Origin of the sequence: Streptomyces sp. NPDC059477 (assembly GCF_042749375.1) — a bacterium.
Lineage (GTDB): Bacteria > Actinomycetota > Actinomycetes > Streptomycetales > Streptomycetaceae > Streptomyces.
This window is the reverse complement of sequence record NZ_JBHYUG010000007.1, coordinates 45,659-66,253: the sequence shown is the minus strand read 5'-3', so window position 1 is coordinate 66,253 and position 20,595 is coordinate 45,659. Positions and strand designations below refer to the sequence as shown.

At 72.1% G+C, this 20,595-nt stretch carries 20 protein-coding genes and 1 tRNA gene; 11 read left to right on the top strand and 10 right to left on the bottom strand.

What is annotated here, in order from left to right:
* Positions 1-94 precede the first annotated feature (94 nt).
* Complete coding sequence (locus tag ACFXAZ_RS05615) at positions 95-2,077, top strand: FAD/NAD(P)-binding protein (RefSeq protein WP_384585551.1); 1,983 nt, start codon at positions 95-97, stop codon at positions 2,075-2,077.
* A 48-nt stretch (positions 2,078-2,125) separates the two neighbouring features.
* Here the strand turns inward: ACFXAZ_RS05615 and ACFXAZ_RS05610 are convergent, their stop codons facing one another.
* The gene (locus tag ACFXAZ_RS05610) at positions 2,126-2,704 is read right to left on the bottom strand and encodes a superoxide dismutase family protein (RefSeq protein ID WP_384585548.1); all 579 of its coding nucleotides are present in this window, start codon (positions 2,702-2,704) and stop codon (positions 2,126-2,128) included.
* A 302-nt stretch (positions 2,705-3,006) separates the two neighbouring features.
* On the opposite strand from ACFXAZ_RS05610, the gene ACFXAZ_RS05605 reads away from it, so the two are divergent.
* Positions 3,007-3,633, top strand: a complete 627-nt coding sequence (locus tag ACFXAZ_RS05605) for a DedA family protein (protein ID WP_384585545.1) — start codon at positions 3,007-3,009, stop codon at positions 3,631-3,633.
* Positions 3,634-3,852: 219 nt separating this feature from the next.
* Here ACFXAZ_RS05605 and ACFXAZ_RS05600 read toward each other — a convergent pair whose 3' ends face one another.
* Positions 3,853-4,101: a DUF2277 domain-containing protein gene (locus tag ACFXAZ_RS05600; RefSeq protein WP_384585542.1), complete on the bottom strand. Its 249-nt coding sequence runs from the start codon at positions 4,099-4,101 to the stop codon at positions 3,853-3,855.
* Positions 4,102-4,207: 106 nt separating this feature from the next.
* On the opposite strand from ACFXAZ_RS05600, the gene ACFXAZ_RS05595 reads away from it, so the two are divergent.
* From ACFXAZ_RS05595 to ACFXAZ_RS05560, 8 genes are all read left to right on the top strand, one after another.
* A complete protein-coding gene (locus ACFXAZ_RS05595; protein ID WP_384585539.1) occupies positions 4,208-5,161 on the top strand; it encodes a ketopantoate reductase family protein in 954 nt (317 codons plus the stop codon).
* A 99-nt stretch (positions 5,162-5,260) separates the two neighbouring features.
* The gene (locus tag ACFXAZ_RS05590) at positions 5,261-5,611 is read left to right on the top strand and encodes a hypothetical protein (RefSeq protein ID WP_384585536.1); all 351 of its coding nucleotides are present in this window, start codon (positions 5,261-5,263) and stop codon (positions 5,609-5,611) included.
* A gap of 73 nt (positions 5,612-5,684) precedes the next feature.
* Positions 5,685-5,759 (top strand) — tRNA-Val (locus tag ACFXAZ_RS05585).
* Between the two features lie 203 nt (positions 5,760-5,962).
* Complete coding sequence (locus tag ACFXAZ_RS05580; protein ID WP_384585533.1) at positions 5,963-6,787, top strand: DUF4097 family beta strand repeat-containing protein; 825 nt, start codon at positions 5,963-5,965, stop codon at positions 6,785-6,787.
* 75 nt (positions 6,788-6,862) lie between these two features.
* Positions 6,863-8,272 carry a hypothetical protein gene (locus ACFXAZ_RS05575; protein WP_384585530.1) on the top strand — a complete coding sequence of 470 codons (1,410 nt, stop codon included), beginning with the start codon at positions 6,863-6,865 and terminating at the stop codon, positions 8,270-8,272.
* Positions 8,273-8,364: 92 nt separating this feature from the next.
* Positions 8,365-8,949 carry a DUF4383 domain-containing protein gene (locus ACFXAZ_RS05570; protein WP_384585527.1) on the top strand — a complete coding sequence of 195 codons (585 nt, stop codon included), beginning with the start codon at positions 8,365-8,367 and terminating at the stop codon, positions 8,947-8,949.
* Positions 8,950-8,958: 9 nt separating this feature from the next.
* The gene (locus ACFXAZ_RS05565) at positions 8,959-9,183 is read left to right on the top strand and encodes a zinc ribbon domain-containing protein (protein WP_384585524.1); all 225 of its coding nucleotides are present in this window, start codon (positions 8,959-8,961) and stop codon (positions 9,181-9,183) included.
* 42 nt (positions 9,184-9,225) lie between these two features.
* Positions 9,226-10,011, top strand: a complete 786-nt coding sequence (locus tag ACFXAZ_RS05560; protein ID WP_384585521.1) for a DedA family protein — start codon at positions 9,226-9,228, stop codon at positions 10,009-10,011.
* 342 nt (positions 10,012-10,353) lie between these two features.
* Here ACFXAZ_RS05560 and ACFXAZ_RS05555 read toward each other — a convergent pair whose 3' ends face one another.
* From ACFXAZ_RS05555 to ACFXAZ_RS05545, 3 genes are read right to left on the bottom strand one after another with little or no spacing between them, the layout of a single operon-like run.
* A complete protein-coding gene (locus ACFXAZ_RS05555; protein ID WP_384585518.1) occupies positions 10,354-11,166 on the bottom strand; it encodes an HAD family hydrolase in 813 nt (270 codons plus the stop codon).
* Positions 11,166-13,973 carry a phosphoribosyltransferase gene (locus ACFXAZ_RS05550; protein WP_384585515.1) on the bottom strand — a complete coding sequence of 936 codons (2,808 nt, stop codon included), beginning with the start codon at positions 13,971-13,973 and terminating at the stop codon, positions 11,166-11,168. The genes ACFXAZ_RS05555 and ACFXAZ_RS05550 overlap by 1 nt, the downstream gene beginning before the upstream one ends.
* A gap of 29 nt (positions 13,974-14,002) precedes the next feature.
* Positions 14,003-15,175, bottom strand: a complete 1,173-nt coding sequence (locus ACFXAZ_RS05545) for an HpcH/HpaI aldolase/citrate lyase family protein (RefSeq protein WP_384585512.1) — start codon at positions 15,173-15,175, stop codon at positions 14,003-14,005.
* Between the two features lie 198 nt (positions 15,176-15,373).
* On the opposite strand from ACFXAZ_RS05545, the gene ACFXAZ_RS05540 reads away from it, so the two are divergent.
* On the top strand, positions 15,374-16,354 hold the full coding sequence (locus ACFXAZ_RS05540) for a TerD family protein (protein WP_384585509.1): 981 nt from the start codon (positions 15,374-15,376) through the stop codon (positions 16,352-16,354).
* A 21-nt stretch (positions 16,355-16,375) separates the two neighbouring features.
* Here the strand turns inward: ACFXAZ_RS05540 and ACFXAZ_RS05535 are convergent, their stop codons facing one another.
* The 5 genes from ACFXAZ_RS05535 to ACFXAZ_RS05515 form a co-directional block, all read right to left on the bottom strand.
* Positions 16,376-17,131: a Tellurium resistance gene (locus ACFXAZ_RS05535; protein WP_384585506.1), complete on the bottom strand. Its 756-nt coding sequence runs from the start codon at positions 17,129-17,131 to the stop codon at positions 16,376-16,378.
* A 162-nt stretch (positions 17,132-17,293) separates the two neighbouring features.
* Positions 17,294-18,430 carry a DUF475 domain-containing protein gene (locus ACFXAZ_RS05530; RefSeq protein ID WP_384585503.1) on the bottom strand — a complete coding sequence of 379 codons (1,137 nt, stop codon included), beginning with the start codon at positions 18,428-18,430 and terminating at the stop codon, positions 17,294-17,296.
* A gap of 64 nt (positions 18,431-18,494) precedes the next feature.
* Positions 18,495-19,070, bottom strand: a complete 576-nt coding sequence (locus tag ACFXAZ_RS05525; RefSeq protein ID WP_382685968.1) for a TerD family protein — start codon at positions 19,068-19,070, stop codon at positions 18,495-18,497.
* Between the two features lie 103 nt (positions 19,071-19,173).
* Positions 19,174-19,749: a TerD family protein gene (locus ACFXAZ_RS05520; RefSeq protein ID WP_384585500.1), complete on the bottom strand. Its 576-nt coding sequence runs from the start codon at positions 19,747-19,749 to the stop codon at positions 19,174-19,176.
* Positions 19,750-19,946: 197 nt separating this feature from the next.
* The gene (locus ACFXAZ_RS05515) at positions 19,947-20,405 is read right to left on the bottom strand and encodes a peroxiredoxin (RefSeq protein WP_384585497.1); all 459 of its coding nucleotides are present in this window, start codon (positions 20,403-20,405) and stop codon (positions 19,947-19,949) included.
* Positions 20,406-20,595: the final 190 nt, after the last annotated feature.

Genomic DNA, 20,595 nt, shown 5'->3' with positions numbered 1-20,595 from the left:
GCCCGCGTTGGCTTCCGTGGCGACCGACGGCATGATGAGGCGGGCCGTCCGCTGCCCAACGGCCGGAACATCACCCACATCACCATCCGCTCCAATGCGCCCCATACGCCCGGGAGTCACCCTTTTGTCTATAGCGAACGCGGAGCCCGACCCCACGTCCCAGGTCTCCGCAGTCTCCGTCGCCGTGGTGGGCGCCGGCCCGCGCGGCACGAGTGTGCTGGAACGGCTGTGCGCCTCCGCCCCGGAACTCCTGCCTCCGCACGCCGAGCTGACGATCCATGTGATCGACCCCGCCCCGCCCGGACCCGGCCGGGTCTGGCGCACCGCGCAGTCCGCTGAGCTGCTGATGAACACCGTCGCCTCGCAGGTGACCCTGTTCACGGACGACAGCGTCGACTGCTCCGGCCCGGTCCGCCCCGGCCCGAGCCTGTACGAGTGGGCGGCCGGCACGCTGGGCCCCGACACCTACCCGACCCGGGCGCAGTACGGGCGCTATCTGGAGTGGGTGTTCGAGCGGACGGTCCGTGAGGCACCGCCGTCCGTGCGGGTGGAGACGTACCGGGCGCGGGCGGTCCGCCTGGACGACGACGGTCCCGGCGGCGGCCAGAGCCTGGCGCTGGACGACGGGCGGCTGCTGACCGGGCTGAGCGCGGTCGTGCTGGCCCAGGGCCATCTGCCCCTCGCGCCGACGGCCGAGGAGCGGCGGCAGGCGGCGTACGCGGCGGAACACGGCCTGTGCCATGTCCCGCCCGCCAACCCGGCCGACGTCGACCTCTCCGCGCTGGCGCCCGGTGAACCGGTTCTGCTGCGCGGCCTCGGTCTGAACTTCTTCGACCACATGGCCCTGCTGACCACCGGCCGCGGCGGGCGCTTCGTCCGTGCGGGAACGTCCCTGCGGTATCTCCCGTCCGGCCGCGAGCCCCGCCTGTACGCCGGTTCCCGGCGCGGAGTCCCGTACCAGGCGCGCGGCGACAACGAGAAGGGGCCCTTCGGGCGCCATCTCCCCCGGGTCCTCACCCCGGAGGTCATCTCCGGCTTCCGCAAACGCGCGGACTCCGGGGACGCGCCCGACTTCCTCGCCGAGGTGTGGCCGCTGGTGGCGAAGGAGGTGGAGACGGTCTATTACGAGGCGCTGCTGGCGGACGCGGAGCGGGGGGCGGATTTCGCCGAGCGGTGGCTCGGGGTGCCGCACGGCGACGACGAGGAGGCGCGACTGCTCGACGAGTTCGGGGTGGGCGGCCGGGACCGGTGGTCGTGGGAGCGGATCTCGCGGCCGTACGCGGGAGAGCGGTTCGCGGACCGGGCGCAGTGGCGGCGGTGGCTGCTCGGGCAGTTGCGCGAGGACGCCGCCGAGGCCGCGCGGGGCAATGTGCGCGGACCGCTGAAGGCGGCCCTGGACGTGCTGCGGGATCTGCGCAACGAGATACGGCTCGTGGTCGATCACGGCGGGCTCGGCGGTGCGTCCCGCCGCGACCATCTCGACCGCTGGTACACCCCGCTCAACGCCTTCCTCTCCATCGGCCCGCCCCGGCGCCGGATCGAGGAGCTGGCCGCGCTGGTGGAGGCGGGTGTGGTGGAGGTGCTCGGCCCCCGGCTGGAGGTGCGGTGCGCCGAGGGCGCGTGGGTGGCGCACTCCCCGGACATACCGGGGTCGCGGGCGCGGGTGACCTCGCTGGTGGAGGCACGGCTGCCGGAACCGCGGCTGGACCGCACCGCCGACGAACTGCTCACCGGGCTGCTGCGGACCGGACAGTGCCGGGTCCATGTGACCGGCGGGTACGAGACGGGAGGGCTGGACGTGACGCCCCGCCCTTACCGGCTGCTCGACCGCAGGGGCGTGGCCCATCCCCGGCGGTTCGCGTTCGGGGTGCCGACGGAGGGGGTGCACTGGGTGACGGCGGCGGGGGCGCGGCCTGGGGTGGACTCGGTGACGCTGTCGGACGCGGACGCGGTGGCCCGGGCGGTGCTGCGGGTGGGGGCGGGGTCGGGTCCGGGTCCGGCGGTGGGGTCGGGCTCGGCGGTGGGGTCGGGCTCGGCGTCGGGTGCGGGTGTGGGTTCGGCGTCGTGGGCCGGGTGAGCGGAAGGCGCCCTTCCGGTGTGGGAGGGCGCCTTTGGTCCATGGCGCTCAGGCCGTGCCCGCCGCCCAGCCGAACGGAACGGTGAAGCAGCCCACGCGGGTGCCGTGGTTGCCGGGCTGGGAGTGGACGATCACGGAGGACGCCTCGCCCCGGCGGAAGTTCCAGTCGTGCCGCGCGACGGCCGCTCCGGATCCTGAGCGGTCGGCGGTGAAGTCGAGCCACACCTCGTTGTCGGGGTTGGCGTCGGCCGGGTTGTCCGACGGCTTGTTCTGGTAGTGCCCACCGGCCGCCGTCGGGTCGGTGCCGCACGGCTTGCGATGGACGTGGACGCCGTAGTCGTGGCCCGGCTTCATGCCCCTGACCCGGAGTTTCACGGCCGTCGCCCCGTTCGGCGCGGAGTCCTGGGCCACTTCGATCCAGGCACCGGCCGGGACCAGCTCCGGGTCGTACGTCAGCGCCGCGGACGGCACGAGGGCGTCCGCCGGGGCGAACCGCGCGTCCGTACGCATCGTGTACCCCGACTCACGGGTGGAGGCGGTCACTCCGCCGTTGTCCGTACCGGCCGTTCCATGAGCACTGCCCGCACCCGCCATGAGCACGGCCACAACGACCGCTCCGACGCGCATACCTGACACCATGATGATGACGTTCCTCACCTTCGGCCCGTCTCCGGGCATCCCCTGTGTTACCTGTCACCTCCGTTGCTACGGGAGGCACGGGCCCGGCGCCCGTCGGGGCGGGGCAGGTGGGTGAACGAGCGGCGGGTGAACGAGCAATGGGTGAACGGGATGTGCCGAACACACGAGCCCCCCGTGAATCCCGTGTCACACTCCCGGCGTACGCTGTATGGCTGGCAAGGCCGCTCCTGCCGTTCCCTCGCGACACCGCGGCACGGTCCGGTCCACGGGGGGTGACTCGGGGAGTCCCGTTGTTCGAAAGTGTGGGGGCGCTGGCCGCGAGCCCGTGGATCTACGCGCTGGTGGCGCTGTCCGTGCTGCTGGACGTGTTCCTGCCGGTGCTGCCCAGCGGGTTCCTGGTCATCATGGCGGCGACCGCCGCTGCCGCCGGGTGCGGGGCGACGGGCGACGACGTGTCGGCGTACGCGCCGTCCGTACTGGGTCTGACCCTGTGCGCCACCACGGCGTCCGTCCTCGGCGACCTCGCGCTGTACCGGCTGGCCCGGCGCGGCGGGGACCGGCTGGACCGCGCCATCGCCCGCTCACGCCGGCTGACCACCGCCCAGGAACGGCTCGGGCTCACCCTGTCCCGCGGGGGCGGTGCGCTGGTGGTGCTGGCCCGGTTCGCGCCCGCCGGGCGCTCGGTCGTGTCGCTGATCGCCGGGGCGGCCCAGCGCCGGGTCCGTGACTTTCTGCCCTGGTCCGCGCTGGCGGGCCTGTCCTGGGCGACGTACAGCGTGGCCCTCGGCTACTTCGGCGCCCAGTGGCTGGGCGCGACCTGGCTGACGACGGGGGTGTCGGTGCTCGCGCTGGTCGGGGCGGGCTCGGTGGCGGGGTATGTGATGCGGCGGGAGCGGGAGGCGTCGGAGGTGGGGTGAGGTGACGTCGGAGGTGGGGTGAGGTGACGTCGGAGGTGGGGTGAGGTGACGTCGGCGGTGAGGTGACGTCGGAGGTGGGGTGACCCGCGCGACCGCTCCGCCCGCCCGATCGCCCCCTGCGCTTCCTACCCGACGGCCTTTCTGACGGCCTTCCCGGCAACCTGCCCGCCGATCTGCCCGCAGGCCTTCCGGAGACCTCCCCGCCGGCTACCCACCGGTCTACCCGGCGGCCTGCTTCACCGGGGTCTTCGCCGGCGCCGAGCCCCGGACCTCCAGGTCGCTCAGCAGTTCGGCCGTGGCCTGGGTGATCACCTCGACGGCGTGGTCGAAGACCTCGCGGTTGTGCGCGGCGGGCGCCCGGAACCCGGACACCTTGCGCACGAATTGCAGGGCGGCGGCCCTGATCTCGTCTTCCGTCGCCTCTTCCGGCAACGCGGGCGGGCGGAGCGTCTTGATGCTGCGGCACATGTCCCCAGTGTCCCGCGCCCGGCCCCGTACGGCGACAGACCTGCGATGATCCTCCGCGAGGCGGCCACCGGCATCCGGGGCCGACCGGAGAGAGGAGCCATGCACGATGGCACAGGACAGGAACGTCACCGACGCGAAGAACCCGGGCGACGGGGCAGGTCACGGCGAGGTCGGCACGGTCGCCGTCCTCGGACCGGGCGGGGTCGGCGGACTGCTCGCCGCGCTGCTCGCACGGGCCGGTCACCGGGTGATCTGCCTGGCCGGCGAGGAGACGGCGCACGCCCTGCGCACCTCGGGAATCCAGGTCCGCAGCGCCCGGTTCGGCGATTTCCGGGCCCGCGTGGAGGCGGACACCGTACTGCGCGAACCGGTGGACGCCTGCCTGATCACGGTCAAGCACCCGGCCCTGGACGCCGCGCTCACCCGCGTCCCGCCCGAGGTCATGGGCGACGCCCTGCTGGTCCCGTTCCTGAACGGTGTCGAACACCCCGCCGCCCTGCGCGCCCGTTACCGCCCCGACCGGGTCGCCCCGGCCGCGATCCGCGTGGAGTCGACCCGTACGGCACCCGGCGAGATCACGCACGGCAGTCCCTTCGCCGAGATCGATCTGACCGGCACCGGGGTTCCCCGCGCCCGCCTGGACGCCCTGGCCGCCGCGTTCACGGCCGCGGGCCCCGCGGTCCGCGTGCTGGACGACGAGACGGCGACCCTGTGGGCGAAGATGGCGTTCCTGGCCCCGCTCGCCCTGCTCACCACCCGATACCGGGTCCCCGTGGGCGAGATCCGCACCCGCCACCGCGCCGAACTGACCGCCCTGGTCGAGGAGACCGTGGCCGTGAGCCGCGCGTGCGGCGCCCCGCTCGACCCGGCCGAGGCCGTCGCCCGCTACGACGCCTTCCCCCCGGCCACCAGGTCGTCCATGCAGCGCGACGCCGAGGCGGGCCGCCCCCTGGAACTGGACGCCATCGGCGGCGCCCTCCTCCGGGCCGCGTCCCGCCACGGCATCCCGGTCCCGGTGGCGTCCCGCCTGGTGGGGGAGCTGGGCGGGCCCACGACCTGAGACCCCACCCCCTACTCGCACACACATTCGAAACACTCGTTCGAAGTAAGCCTCCGGAGACGCTCGCCTCGTAAATTCGAACAGGCGTAGCATTACCGCGTGGCGACGACCTTTGACTTCCCAAGCGATCTCCTCGCCGGCCAGGAGGAGCTGCACCAGGTCCGGGCCGAGCTGTCCGCCCTGCTCAAGCGGCTGCCCTGGTCGGTCGAGCCCCTCGACGGCTTCAGCGACGAGAACGGCTGGCGCAGGATCGAGCGCCCCGCCTCCCCCGGCTGGACCCCCGACGACCAGGCCGAGATCGACAAACTCCGCCGCCGCGAACACGAACTGGCCGTCTTCGTCACGACCCACCGCTACTGGTCCGCCTTCACCGGACCGGACCAGGTCGACGCCCGCACCCACCTGAAGCACGCCCGTGAGGCGCCGGAGCGGGAGAACGGGGCCGGGTGAGGGGGCATCAGGGAAGGCCCGGGCAGGGGTTTGCGGGGCACCGGCCGGGGCAATGTAGGCTGTCGACTCGTCTGGGCGCGTAGCTCAGGGGTAGAGCGCCTGCCTTACAAGCAGGATGTCGGCGGTTCGAAACCGTCCGCGCCCACCAGATGCACGGACAGGAAAGGCCCCGGTCGGAGACGACCGGGGCTTTTGCATGTGCGGAGCCCGTCCCTCTCTCTTCCCCCCGGGGCCGGGCCGGGGGTTACCCCCACCCCTGATCCGGGAGCGGGCCGGATCCCCCTGGAGGGGCTCTTTCCCTACCGTCGAAGCAGAGACCGAAGAAGATCAAGGGACCAGGGGGAGACCGGCATGAGCCGTTCCGTTTCCGTGCGCAGGGCCGCCGTGGCCGGAGCCGTCGTGGCCGTGATGGCGGGCGGCGTGGCGTGCTCGGCGTCCGCCGCCGACGACACGGACCCCGAGAGCCGGTCCTTCGCCCTCAAGGGCAGCACCCTCACCGTCGACTCCGACGACGCCGACCTGGAGATCGTCGCCTCGGACGATCAGGCGGCCGGGAGCGTCGGGGTCACCCGCTGGTTCGAGGGCTCGGTGGTGGTGGGCAAGGAACCCGAGGTCACCTGGTCCATGGACGACGACCGGCTCACGCTGCGGCTCAAGTGCTCCGGCTTCGTCGCTGACTGCGCCGCCCGGCACCGCGTCGAGGTGCCCCGCGGGATCGCCGTCGAGGTCGAGGAGGGCGACGGGAACGTCCGCGCCGAGGGATTCGACGAACCGCTCGGCATCCGCACCACCGACGGCACCGTACGGGTCTCGGGCACCACCGGCGCCCTCGACCTCCGCACCACCGACGGCAGCGTCCATGTCACCGACTCCACCGGTCCCATGAAGCTGCGCACCGACGACGGTGACATCCGGGCCGAGACCGACTCCCGCGAGGTCACCACCCAGAGCGGCGACGGCTCGGTCAGCCTCGAACTCGGTGTCGTCCCCGACCGCGTGGAGTCCCGCGCCGGGGACGGCAATGTCACCATCACCCTCCCCCGCGCCGGCTACCGCGTGAGCACCGAGACCGGCGACGGCGGCGTCGAGGTGTCCCTCCCCCGCGACGACTCCAGCGACAATGTGGTCACCGCCCGCACCGGCGACGGCAAAGTGACCCTCCGCACGGCGAACTAACCGGCCCGTGTGTTCGTCCTTAACCGGTGGGACAATGACATCCGGGCAGGGCGAACGACAGCACGGGAGAGGGATGTGACGGCGACACCGACTCAGCCGAATTCGCCGTTGGTGCCGCCCGCACGCCCCGCCGCACCGCCCACCGGCCGGCCCACGCTGCGGGACACGCTCACGCTGGCCGCCCTGCCGCTGGTCCTGGCCCTGGCGCTGCCCGGCGCCTTCACCGGCGGCGGCACCCGGCGCTGGTTCGGCGGGCGGGCCGAGAGCCAGCGCGCCGAGGCCCAGGCCGCCAAGGACGCCGCCGCCGCCGCGTTCTACGAACTCGACACCGCCCAGCGCGATCTGCGGATCTCGATCGAGACGATCGCCGCCGTCGACGACTCCCCCGCCGCCCGCCGGGCCGCCGCCGACTTCACGGCCCTCGGCCACCGCATCGACGAGGCCAGCCACCAGTACATCGGCGCGGTCGACGCCCACGATCTCGACCGCGACGACCTGGAGGCGTCCGCCGCCGGGCACGCCCGCACCGAGCTGACCAAGGCCAAGGACGAGCTGACCCGCGTCAAGCGGGATCTGGACCGGTTCGCCGACGGGCTCGGCCCGCTGCTCGGCAAGGCCGAGACCCAGCTCGCCCGCCTCGCCCCCGCCGTCGAGCGCGCCCGGCAGTCCCTGCTCGCCGCGTCCAACGCCCTGGACACCGCCCGCGCCGCCGGTCTGCGCGCCGACGACCTCGCCGCCCGGCTCGCCGCCCTCGGACCCGACCTGACCAAGCTCAACCAGGGCGCGGGCCAGCATGGCGTCCCGCACACCCTGGAGCGCGCCGAGCGTGTCGCCCGCGAGGCCGAGACCATCCGCGCCGAGGCCGACCGGCTTCCCGAGCGGGCCGCCGAGATCGATCACCGCCTGGTCTCCCTGCGCACCCGCGCCCAAGCCCTGACCACCCGCGCCGGGCAGGTCGAGCCCATCCTGAGCGAGCTGCGGCGCCGTTTCACCGCCGCCTGCTGGCAGGACCTCCAGCGCGTCCCGGATCTCGCCGAGGACAATGTCCACCAGGCCGAGCGGAAGCTGGCCGAGGCGCAGACCGCCCGCGAGGCCCAGCGCTGGCCGGACGCCACCGCCCTGCTGTCGACGGTCCGCGCACTGCTGAACACCACCGACGACGCCGTCTCCGCCGCCGGGGACCGGCTGCGGCGGCTCAACGCGGTGCAGAAGGACCCCCAGGCGGAGATCGAGCGGACCCGGTTCGCCATCCGGGACGCCCAGCGCCTGGCCATGGCCGGCCGCCACACCCCCGACCCGCGCCACGCCCGCCCCCTGGACGACTCCGTCGCCCGGCTGGACCGCGCGATCGCCACGCTGGAGGGCCGCCACCCCGACTACTGGCACTTCCTCACCGAGACGGAGGCCGTACGCCGGGCCGTGGCCCATGTGGTCTCCCTGATCCGCGAGGAGCGCGGCGGGGGCGGCGGGGGCGGCGCCCACTGAGCCATTGCCGCCGTTGCCCCATCCGCGTGGCGGGCGGATATTGGGGGTGAGAGCCCGTACGGCCTCCGCTCGCGAGCCAAGGGAGGCGGAACATGGCCACACAGGCACTGCGCCCGGGAACCAGGGGGCGCATCCGGCTCGACGAACACCTTCCCGTCGACCACCGGCTGAGCACGGTGTACCGGATCGGCGCGGGCCTGATGGGCCTGGGACTGATCGCCTTCGGCATCCTCGGACTGACGAACAACATCGGTTTCTTCGACACCGGCGGCGACCAGGTGCTCGGCCTGAACAGCAACGGCGCCCTGAGCGTGCTGTCCATCTGCGTCGGAGTGCTCCTCTTCGCCGGCATGGTGATCGGCGGAAACATCGCCTCCACCCTGAACATGACCTTCGGCATCCTCTTCATCCTCAACGGCTTCCTGAATCTGGGCCTCCTCCAGACCGACTACAACTTCCTCGCGTTCAAGATCCAGAACGTGCTGTTCAGCTTCGTGGTCGGCATCATCCTGATGACCTTCGGCATGTACGGCCGGGTCGGCTCGGCCCTCCCGCACGACAACCCCTACTGGCGGGCCCGCCACCCCCAGGCCGTCGCCGCCGAGCAGGAACGCGCCCGCGCCGCGCCCTCCCCGTCCGCCGAGACGCCCCCACCGCCGCCACGGGACGCCAGCTAACCTGTGCGCATGCCTCGCTACGAGTACCGCTGCCGTACCTGCGGCGACACCTTCGAAGTCAGCCGCCCCATGGCCGAGTCCTCCGCCCCGGCCGACTGCCCCGCCGGCCACGCCGACACGGTCAAGCTCCTGTCCACCGTCGCCGTCGGCGGCACCGCCTCGGCGGGCCCCGCGCCGGCCCCCGGCGGGGGTGGCGGAGGTGGCGGCTGCTGTGGCGGGGGATGCTGCGGCTGACCCTCAGGTTCTCTTCAGCTTCGGGTCTCTACTGTCCTTTGCATGACAGCCGTCGCAGCCCCGCCACAGTGGATCACCGACCTGATGGACACCCTGGGTGCCCCCGGGGCGGGCCTCGCCGTGGCCCTGGAGAACCTGTTCCCGCCGCTGCCGAGCGAGGTGATCCTGCCGCTGGCGGGCTTCGCCGCCAGCACCGGACAGATGAGCCTGTACGGGGCTCTGCTGTGGACGACGGCGGGTTCGGTGGCCGGCGCGCTCGCTCTGTACGGGGTCGGCGCGCTGCTCGGCCGGGACCGCACGGTCGCTCTCGCCGGGCGGCTGCCGCTGGTGAAGGTGTCGGACATCGAGCGGACGGAGGCGTGGTTCGACCGGCACGGCACGAAGGCCGTGTTCTTCGGGCGGATGATCCCCGTCTTCCGCAGTCTGATCTCCGTACCGGCCGGGGTCGGGCGGATGCCGCTGCCGGTCTTCCTCGGCCTGACGGCCCTGGGCAGCGCGATCTGGAACACGGTGTTCGTGCTCGCGGGCTACCTCCTGGGCGAGAACTGGTCCGAGGTCACCACGGTGGTGTCCGCCTACTCGAAGGTGGTCCTGGCCCTCGCCGCCCTCACGGTCGTCGCCGCCGCCGTCCTGCGACTGCTGCGCCCGGGCCGCGGACGCAGACGAGCCGCGCGCGGAGCCCGGGTCACGGGCGGCACGGGACCCGGCGGATCCCCGCCGGACCGGTCCCCGGACCCTGCCGGGCGGTTCCCCGACCCGGTCGACACGCGGGAGCCCGCAGGGGTGGCGGCGTACGCCAGGTCCGCCGTGCCCGACGGGCGGCCCTAGCGGGGCGGGGGCGCCCTACCGGGGCGCCGACGGGCAGGGGCCGCACCACAGACACACGGCACGGGAAGCCCGTAGGCGCACGGAACCACGCGCCCGCGCACTCCCCCCGCCGTACCGACCGACATACGCCGGGGCGGCCGAAGCGAGCCAGGCACTCCCCACCAAGGCGCTCGCGGCCGAGCGCCGCACCACAGACGCACGGCACGGGAAGCCCGTAGACACGGAACCACCGCCCGCACGCTCCCCCGTGCCTCGTACCGCCCTCCCACATACCGGCCGGGGCGCCCTGGGGCCTCCCTGTGGCCCCACGGCGCCCCTGGTGTCGATACGGCGGCCTGGGGGCTACCTCGGGCCTTCTGCCGCTCGCAGGAGTTCGCGGAGGATGCGTTCCCCCGCCAGTACCCCCCGCTCGGGCAGGGCGGTGACCGTGGGGGCGGTCCAGTCGGTGTCGGCCAGTTCGCCGTGGCCCGGGCGCCAGGCCCGGTCGGCGGCGAGCAGGAGGTCGGCGTCGAGCAGGGAGTCACCGGCGGCGAGGGTGAGGTCGGCGCCGGTGCGGCGGGCGACCTCGCGCATGGCGGCGCTCTTGGTCAGCGGCTTGGGGACGGCGTAGATCTTGCGGCCCTGGAGGGAGACCGTCCAGCCGCGGTTCTCGGCCCATACCGCGAGGTCCTTCACCCAGTCCTCGGGCAGCCGCTCGCGCTCCACGACGAGATAGGCGAAGAGATCGTCGGCGACCCGGTGTTTGCGGACCCACTCGGGGTCGCCGGTGGACTCCAGATGGGCGCGGACCTCGGCCAGCGGGGCGCACTCGTCGGCGAGGCGGGCCGTCACCCGGGCGTGCCAGGCGGGGTCCCAGACACCGTCGACGAGGAGGTGGCCGCCGTTGGCGCAGATCGCGAAGCGCGGGGGCGGGCCGGGGAGGCTGATGCGCTCGTACTGCTTGCGGGTGCGGGTGGTGGTCGGCACGAAGACCGTGCGGTCGGCGAGGTCGGTGAGCAGTCCGGCCGCGGTCTCGGTCAGGTAGGACAGGGGCTTGCTCTCGTGGACCTCGACGCAGAGCAGCCGGGGGGCCCGGGCGTCGGGCATCGTCAGCGCGAGAGCCGCGGCCGAGTAGATGAGTGTTCGGTCGAGATCGCTCGCCACCAGCACGGGCATCAGAGCGCCACCGCCTTTCCGTCGGCGCCGGTCGCGCCGCGCGTGTACCTGGGATGGATCAGCCCCACGCAGGTGTAGGGGAGTTCGGCGACCTCTTCGACGGGGACGCCCCGCTGTTCGGCGAGCAGACGGACGTGGTCGAGGTCGGGGCCCGCGCCGGCCCGGGCGAGGATCTTCCAGGGCACGCGGCGCAGCAGGACGCGGGTGGTCTCGCCCACGCCGGGTTTGACGAGGTTGATGTCGTGGATGCCGTACTCCTCGCTGATCCGCTCGACGGCGGCCCAGCCGGCCCAGGTGGGGTCGCGGTCGCCGGACAGCAGCTCCTTGACGGCGGCGTCCACGTGGTCGGTGACGTCGGGGAAGCGGGCGGCGATGGTGTCGAGGAAGGCGTTGGAGAGGTCGGCGCCGGCGAGTTCGCGGTAGAACTTGCCGCCGTGGAAGTCGTCCGGTCCGACGAGGTCGGCGCGCAGGACCGTGCGGGATATCAGGCCGGAGACGGTGGAGTTGAGGCAGGCGGAGGGGATGAGGAAGTCCTCGCGGGTGCCGTAGGTGCGCACGCAGGAGCCGGGGTCGGCGAGGACGGCGATCTCGGGGTCGAAGCCGCTGACGCCGTGGTCCTGTTCGAACTGGCGGATGGCGTCGGCGAGTTCGCGGGTGATGGCGCCCTTGCCGGTCCAGCCGTCGACGAAGACGACGTCGGCGGGGTCGTGGCGGTCGGCGAGCCAGCGCAGGGCGTTGGCGTCGATGCCCCGGCCGCGGACGATGGAGACGGCGTAGTGCGGCAGGTCGAGGCCGTGGCGGTGCTGGGCCCAGCGGCGCATCAGGATGCCGATGGGGGTGCCGGCGCGGGCCAGGGAGACGAGCACCGGGCGCGGGGAGCGTTCGGTGAGGACGGTCTCGGTGACGACGCCGACGGCGCGGGCTATTCGGGTGGCGGAGGTGGCGAGGGCCGCGTGGAACAGCCGCTGGTACTGGTCGCTGGGCTGGTACTCCACGGGCAGCGACTCGGCGTAGTGCGCGCCGCCGCTCTGGATCGCCTCCTCGCGCTCCTCGGTCGGGGCCTCCAGGGTGACGTCGGACAGGTCCTGGAGCAGCCAGCCCACCTCGTCGGGGGCGTAGGAGGAGAAGGCGGGGCCGCGTAGGGGCTCGGGCAGCATGGCGGATCTGGCTCCGGGGGAGGCGTGGGCGGCAGCGGGGACATGGCTGGGCACGACCGCGAGCAGGACGTGCCCGGTGTGGTCGGCGAGCCGGGCGAGGAGGCCGTCGGGGGCGTGCAGGGCCGGGGTGTCGGCGGTCGAGTCGACGACACAGACGACGGCGTCGAAACCGGCGCCGGCGACGTTGTACGTGTAGCGCTCGCCGGGGCCGTCGGCGGGGTCGTCGTGGGAGGGGAAGACGAGGCGGCTGCGGATGGCGTAGCCGGGGTCGTCGACGGCGAGGACGGGCGAGCGGGTGGTGGTGGAGAAGCGGAGGTCGGCGCCGGGGAGCAGCTGTTCCAGTTCGCCGGCGAGGCGGAGCGGGGCGTACATCAGTTCCTCGCAGCCGAGGACCAGGACGCGCCGGGCACCGGCGGGGAGGGCCTCGGCGAGGCGGGCGCCCATGGCGGGCAGGGCGGCGTCGAGTCGCCTGCGGTGGGCGGGGGTGAAGCCGTGCCGGCCGCCGTCGGGGAGACCGGTGGGCCAGCGCAGGTCGACGCGGGTGGGGGTGGCGGCCGGGGTGCCGGGGCGGGGGGTGGGTGGTGCGGCGGTGGCGGGCGGTTCGTGTGCGGCGACCAGGGCCTGGCCCTTCTCCAGTACGCCGTCGGGGAGCAGGACGGTGCCGCGCGCGGCGGTCACGAGGTCGACGCGGGCGCCGATCTCGTGGGCGAACTCGGTGAGGCGGCCCTGGTCGGCCGGGGAGCGCATGTCGACGAGCGCGACGACGACGTAGTGGTCGCGGGGGTAGCGCTCGTGGAGGGAGCGGATGGTGTTGAGGACGGTGTTGCCGGTGGAGAACTCGTCGTCGACGAGTATCAGCGGGCCGTCGCCCGCCAGCAGGGTCCGGTCCTCGGGGAGGAGCAGATGGGAGGTGGCGTGGGAGTGTGACTCCTCGAAGCCGCCCGCGGGGGCGACGCCGGGGACCGGGCGGCGGGTGGAGTGGAGGCAGGGCGCGGTTTCGAGGCCGTCGGCGACGGAGTGGCCGAGCCCGGTGGCGGTCTCGGCGTAGCCCAGGACGACGGCCCGGCGGGCGAGGTCCTCCCCGAGCAGTTCGCGGACCCGGCGGCCGAGGGTGAGGCCGTACCCGTGGACGACGGAGGGCGACTGGGGGACGTGCTTGCCGAGCACGTTGGAGACCAGGAGGTGCGCCCGCTTGGGATTGCGCCGCAGGGCGAGCCCGAGCAGCTCCGGCAACCGCTCGTCGCCCCGAAGGCCGACCCCGAGCCGCGCGGCGACCCACTCCCCGGACCAGACGCCCCCGACGGCTCCGACCCGGCCGACGCCATGGGCCGCGCCCGGCTGGTGGTCGGCACCGACCCCACTCGACCGATCCGCGTCACCGGCCCCACCCAACTCGCAGGCACCACCGGTCCCACCCGACCGATCGGCGTCACCGGACCCGCCCGGCTCGCCGGCACCACCGGTCCCACCCGACCGATCCGCGTCACCGGCCCCGCCCGGCTCGCCGGCACCACCGGAGCCGGCCGCCCCGGGCCACCCCCCGCCGGAAGGACCGGAGCCATCCGCCCCGGGTACCCCGCCGGTGTCGTCCGAGCCGGCGCCCGCCCGCCCGGTGACGGCCCGGCCGTCGCTGTTCGTTGACGTGTTCATGGGTCCCTTGGGGAGTAGGTGGGTGCCGGTCAGGTGGGTATCGCGGCGGCGAGCAGTTCGACGAAGCCGATGTCCTCGCCCGCGACGCCGAAGGCCTCGGCGCGCAGCAGGGTGCGTTCGGCCCAGGCGCGGTGCGGCTTCACCTCGTTCATCTTGTTGGTGTAGGCGGACCGCAGGACGCCGCCGCCGCCGCGCTCGGGGCGGAGGATGTCCTGGGCGTCGCTGAACTCCTCGTGGCTGACCACGGACAGGGCGTGGACGGGCGGGACGTGCGAGGGGTGGATGCAGGTCTTGCCGAGGAGGCCGTTGGTCTGGTCGAGGGCGATCTCGCGGAGCAGGCCGTCCATGGCGTGCTCGATGAGGGCGGCGCGGAGTTCGTCGGCCTGGCCCTCCAGGAAGGGGCTGCGCCGCAGCTGGGGCTTGAACATACGTTCCTGCACCCGGAAGTACTCCCACACGGGGCCGGTCACGGTGAACCCGGTGCCGTCGGCGCGGCCCAGCATGTTGACCACGTCGGAGATCACGGAGGCGACGACCTGGACGTCGTAGGCCGTCATGTCGGGGCCGCGGCGCAGGCCGTAGGAGGAGCAGAAGTCGGTCACGCCGAGGCGCAGGGCGAGGACGCGGTCACGGAATTTGTCGACCGCGCGGAAGATGCCCTCCAGGGTCTCGACGCGGGTCTCCCGGTAGAGCAGCTCGGGGGATTCCAGGACCGGCATCGCGAAGAGACGGTGGCCGCTGGCGGACTCGGCACTGGCGAGGGCCTCCAGGAAGGGGATGCCGCGTTCCTCGGTGAACTTCGGCAGTACGAATCCGGACAGCACCGACACGGCCGGACCCAGGCGGCGGGTGAGGTCGGGGATCTGGCCGGGCGTGCGGACCCGGATGAAGACCAGTGGCGGATCGGCGGCGTACGGAGCGCACTCGGCGAGGACCTGGATCTGGCGCACCAGGTTCTCCTCGGCGTCCACGACGTCCGCGTCGCCTATGGAGTCCTCCAGGCACAGGACCATCGAGACCACACCGCGGCTCGACTGCTTGACGATGTCGTCGGCGAGCCGGGGTCTGGTCGCGGGACTGTAGAGCGTGGCGCCGAGGGCCGCGGCGAGCAGCCGGGCCGGAGAGCCGGCGGTGAAATCGCTCGGCTCCCGGTAGAAAAGGCGCTGCCGTACCTCAGGGGCAATGTGCCCGAAATGACGCATAAGTCTCCCCCGTGGAGTCGGAATGGCCCGGTAGAGCGTGAAAGGTGGCCGGTAATAGTACGTAGGAGTCCATGTCAGGGGTTCCCGGTAGGCATGAATTTCAGGTAACGCAGGTACACACAGACCCTTCCATGGTGCATCCATGGCCGGGCCGGACCCGCATTGTCGTGATCAGGACCGAGAGGGCAGGATGACCGCATGACGCACGCCATGCTGAAAGGGTCGAACGTCCCGCTGGAAGCCACGACGGTGCGCGCGGTGCTGCGCTGGACGCCAGGGCAGGGGGTCCCGGACGTCGATGCCTCGGCGCTGCTCCTCGGCCCCGGCGGTCGTGTGCGCTCCGACGAGGACTTCGTCTTCTACAACCAGCCCCGGCATCCTTCCGGGAAGGTCTGGCGGCTCGGCAAGAAGCGGGTCGCCGAGGGCCTCACCGACACCATCCAGACGGATCTCTCCGGTGTCGAGTCGAGTGTCGGCCGGATTCTGCTGGTCGCGTCGGCGGACGGGGTGAAGTTCGAGCGCGTACGGTCACTGCGCATTCTGCTGTACGACGCGGGAGCGCCGGACGCGGAGCCGGTGGCGTACTTCGACATCATCCCGACGACCGGTGCGGAGACCGCGCTGATCTGCGGTGAGCTGTACCGGCGGGGGGACGGGTGGAAGTTCCGGGCGCTGGGTGAGGGCTATCCGAACGGGCTGCTGGGGCTCGCGACCGACTTCGGGATCTCGGTGGACGAGTCGGAGGCGGCCGAGGAGGCCGCCGCGCGGCAGGCACCGGCCGACGCGCTGGCGGCTTCGGCTGGGGAGCCGTCCCCGGGCACGCACCCCACGGTGGTGCAGCCGTCCGGCACCGGGACCGCCGCCGCGGTACCGGACACGGCCCGGCCGCTGCCCCCCGAGCGGGCCCCCGAGGTGCCGGGACAGGGCGGACGGCCGGCGTACGGCTACCCCCAGCCGGCCGCGGCCTCGACCGCCACGGCCGCCGCCGCGGTCACGGCACCGGGGCCAGGGCCGGCGTACGGATATCCGCACCCGCAGACCGGCGGGCAGCCGCCCACCTACGGGTATCCGCAGGCCGGGAGTCAGCCGGCGTACGGGTATCCGCAGCCGGTGCAGACGGTCGTACCGGATCCCGAGTTCCGGTTGCCCCCGCAGGGGCCGCAGTTCATCAGGCACTGATGCGGTCCACGCCGGTTCGGGTTACCCGCGCCCGCCCTGCGCGTCCGCCTTCGTCGACTTGTACCCCCTCCCCCACTGCAACCCCCACCCGTACAACCGGTCCAGCTCCCCCTGGAAGCCGTACACGAACTTCACCTCGCGGCGGACCATCAGTTCGCCCTTGACGTTCTCGATCATGACGACCGCGCAGGAGCGGGCCTGCGGGTGTCGTTCGTCGAGGCCGATCTCGATACGGGGGCCGTTGCTGGGGTAGAGGGTGACGATGGCGTGGGTGCGGTCGAAGGCCGGGGTCTGGTCGTAGATGTAGACGAAGACCAGGATGCGTTTGATGGCCTCGCGGTGGTCCAGATTGACGTAGATCGTCTCACCGGAGGCCGAGCCGAAGCGGTCGTCGCCGCTGAGTTTGACGTACGGCGGATCGTTGATGTCCCCGAGGAGGCCGCCCAGGGGCTGCACGACGCCCTTGGTGCCGTCCTCCAGCTCGTACAGACACCCCAGGTCGAGGTCGACGTTGACCATGCTCTGGCTGTGGCCCATGACCTCCGGCGGCTTGAGCGCCTTGAAGGGGTGCCGCAGCAGGCTCTCCCGCTGGGGGCCGCCGATGTCCGAGCTGCGCATGCGCCAGTTCAGATTGATCCGCAGATTGCCGGTCGCGGCGCCCTGCTTGGTCAGTGACACCTCGCTGTGCCGTTTGGTCAGCTCGATCGAGTTGGTCGCCGCACTGCCCGAGTCGAACTCCGTGTCCCGTCCACGCCAGAACCGGTCCAGCAAGCCCATTGCGCCCCCACCTCACTCCGACAGACGGCCGTGCGGGGCGGCACGAGGACGATGTCCGCCTCGGTACCGCCCCGCACAGAGCGTTCCCTCACCCACGGGGGCGTCAACCCCCGTACGTGCCCCGCTGATACCCCGCGGACCCCGCGAGCGATGCGGGGTATGTCACACGCCGGACGACACCGCCGTGTTGTCGTCCGACCCCGATCCTCCCTCGGCCGCCGCCAGCGCGCGGTTGCGGCGGACGGAGGACCAGAAGGACCAGGCGATCAGGAGCACACCGACCGAACCGGTGATGAACTCGCTGATCTCGTACTGGATGGTGATCAGCAGGATGACGGCGAGCGCGCCGATCGCGTAGTGCGCGCCGTGCTCCAGGTAGACGTAGTCGTCCAGGGTGCCCTCGCGGACCAGGTACACGGTGAGCGACCGGACGTACATCGCGCCGACACCCAGACCCAGTGCCATCAGCACGATGTCGTTGGTGACGGCGAAGGCGCCGATGACACCGTCGAAGGAGAAGGACGCGTCCAGGACCTCCAGGTAGAGGAACATGAAGAACGCCGCCCGGCCGGCCAGCAGGATGACCGGCTTGCCGGCCTTCTTGGCCTTCTCCTCCTCCTCGTGCTCGCGCTCCTCCTCTTCCTCCAGCTTGTTCTCGAAGTAGCCGGAGAGGCCGCCGACGATCAGATAGGTGATCAGGCCGGCGATGCCCGAGAGCAGGACCGTCTCCGCCTTGTCCGCCGGTCCGGCGTGCAGATGGGCCTGGGTGGCGAAGGTCATCGACGTGACCAGCAGCACGATCAGCGCGATGCACACGGAGAGCATGTCGACCTTGCCGAGCTTGGCCAGGGGCCGCTCCAGCCAGCTCAGCCACTTGATGTCCCGGTCCTCGAAGATGAAGTCCAGGAAGATCATCAGCAGGAACATGCCACCGAAGGCGGCGATGGCCGGGTGCGCGTCGGTGACCAGCTCCTCGTACCGGGTCTTGTCGGTGAGCGCGAGGTCGACCGCCTCGATCGGGCCGATCTGCGCGCTGACGGCCACAATGACGACGGGGAACACCAGCCGCATACCGAACACGGCGATCAGGATGCCGATGGTCAGGAAGATGCGCTGCCAGAAGGCATTCATCTTCTTCAGAATTCCGGCATTTACTACCGCATTGTCAAAAGACAGCGAAATCTCAAGAACACAGAGGATGGCCACGAGACCAAGTGCGGCCCACCCCCCGTAGAAGACCGCTGCGACAAGGCCGGCCGCGGTAACCGCGAACGACCAGCCGAAAGTTTTCAGAACCACTGGCTACCCAATCCCTATCCCTTGTGTACGGGCTGAATGGGTCTCCCCCACGCCGTACCCGGCTTTACGAAACGTTGACCCCAAAGTCTAGAGCGATCCCACGGAGCCCCGACGCGTACCCCTGCCCTACCGCCCGGAACTTCCATTCGCCCTGGTAGCGGTAGACCTCACCGAAAATCATGGCCGTTTCGGTGGAGGCGTCCTCGCTCAGGTCGTACCGGGCGAGTTCCTGGCCGTCGGCCTGGTTGACCACGCGGATGAAGGCGTTGCTGACCTGTCCGAAGGTCTGGCCGCGCTCGTCGGCCAGGTGGATGGAGACCGGGAAGACGATCTTGTCCGCGTGCGCCGGGACCTTGGCCAGGTCGATCAGCACGGACTCGTCGTCGCCGTCGCCCTCACCGGTGAGGTTGTCGCCGGTGTGCTCGACCGAGCCGTCAGGGCTCGTGAGCTGGTTGTAGAAGATGAACCATTCATCCGACAGTACCCGCCCGCTGCTGCACACCAGCGCGCTGGCGTCGAGATCGAAGGGGGCTCCGGTGGTGGAACGCGCGTCCCAGCCGAGCCCGATCAAGACATGGGTCAGGTTCGGTGCGGCTTTGGAGAGGGAGACATTGCCCCCCTTGGCGAGTGTGACGCCCATGATGCTGATCCTCCCCTGGTCGTGCTTCTTTTGTTGTCCTGCGCGTCCGGGGGCGCCCGCCAACCCCGCGGCGCCGGTCGGGGCTCGGCTCGGGTGGCGCCGGTCAGACGTTCACACCGAAGTCCTGCGCGATGCCGCGCAGGCCGGACGCGTAGCCCTGGCCGATGGCGCGGAACTTCCACTCCGCGCCGTGCCGGTACAGCTCGCCGAAGACCATGGCGGTCTCGGTCGAGGCGTCCTCACTGAGGTCGTAGCGCGCGATCTCGGCGCCGCCGGCCTGGTTGATGACGCGGATGAAGGCGTTGCGGACCTGGCCGAAGGACTGCTGGCGGTTCTCGGCGTCGTAGATCGAGACCGGGAAGGTGATCTTCTCGATCTCGGCCGGGACGCCCGCGAGGTTGACCTTGATCTGCTCGTCGTCGCCCTCGCCCTCACCGGTGGTGTTGTCGCCGGTGTGCTCGACCGAGCCGTCGGGGCTCTTCAGGTTGTTGAAGAACACGAAGTTCGCGTCGCTCGTGACCTTGCCCGTGTTGTTCAGCAGCAGCGCGCTCGCGTCGAGGTCGAAGTCGGTGCCGGTCGTGGTGCGCACGTCCCACCCCAGACCCACGATGACCGCGGTGAGGCCGGGGGCCTCCTTGGTCAGCGATACGTTGCCGCCCTTGCTGAGGCTGACTCCCACGAGTCCCTCCATTGTGTCCGGGGGCGGGAAGCCCCGTGGTGCATCGGTAACGGATCAAACGATTCGATCCTAGTGACGGGTTCCCGTGGCCCGCAGGCCCTGGGCCCTAACAATCGGGGCGCGTCGGGAGCCGTGCCGCAGCGGTGTCCCCGGCGCCCTGTCCCACGGCGCCGGAGCGGCGCCCGTGGCGCCCCGTCTCACAGCGCGTCGAGCGCCGTCACGTACGCGCCGAGGTCCCGGGCGTCCGGCAGCGCGTTGACCACCGTCCAGCGCACCACGCCCTCCTTGTCGATGACGAAGGTGCCGCGCACCGCGCAGCCCTTGGCCTCGTCGAGGACGCCGTACGCGCGCGAGGTCTCGCCATGCGGCCAGAAGTCGCTGAGCAGCGGATACTCCAGGCCCTCCTGCTCGGCGAAGACGCGCAGGGTGTGGATGGAGTCGTTGGAGATGGCGAGCACCTGGGTGTCGCGGTCGGCGAACTTCGGCAGATTGTCGCGGACCTCGCACAGCTCGCCCGTGCAGACGCCGGTGAAGGCGAAGGGGTAGAAGAGCACCACGACGTTCTTCTCGCCGCGGAAGTCGGACAGCCTCACGGTCGCGCCGTGGTTGTCCTTGAGTTCGAAATCGGGGGCCTTGTCGCCGACCTGGATCGCCATCGGTCGTCCCTTCGGTGGGGCTGCTGGGCTGTTCGGAAGGGTTCCAGCCTACGCAGCCGGGCATCCGGGGCGATCACCGAAGGCCGACGGGGGGGGCCGGCGCGCGGGCCGGCCGCCCCCCCCCGCCGCGGAGCCCCTGGGGGTGGCGCCGCGCGGCGGGGGGCGCCGGCGCGGCCCCCGCGCCAGAGCG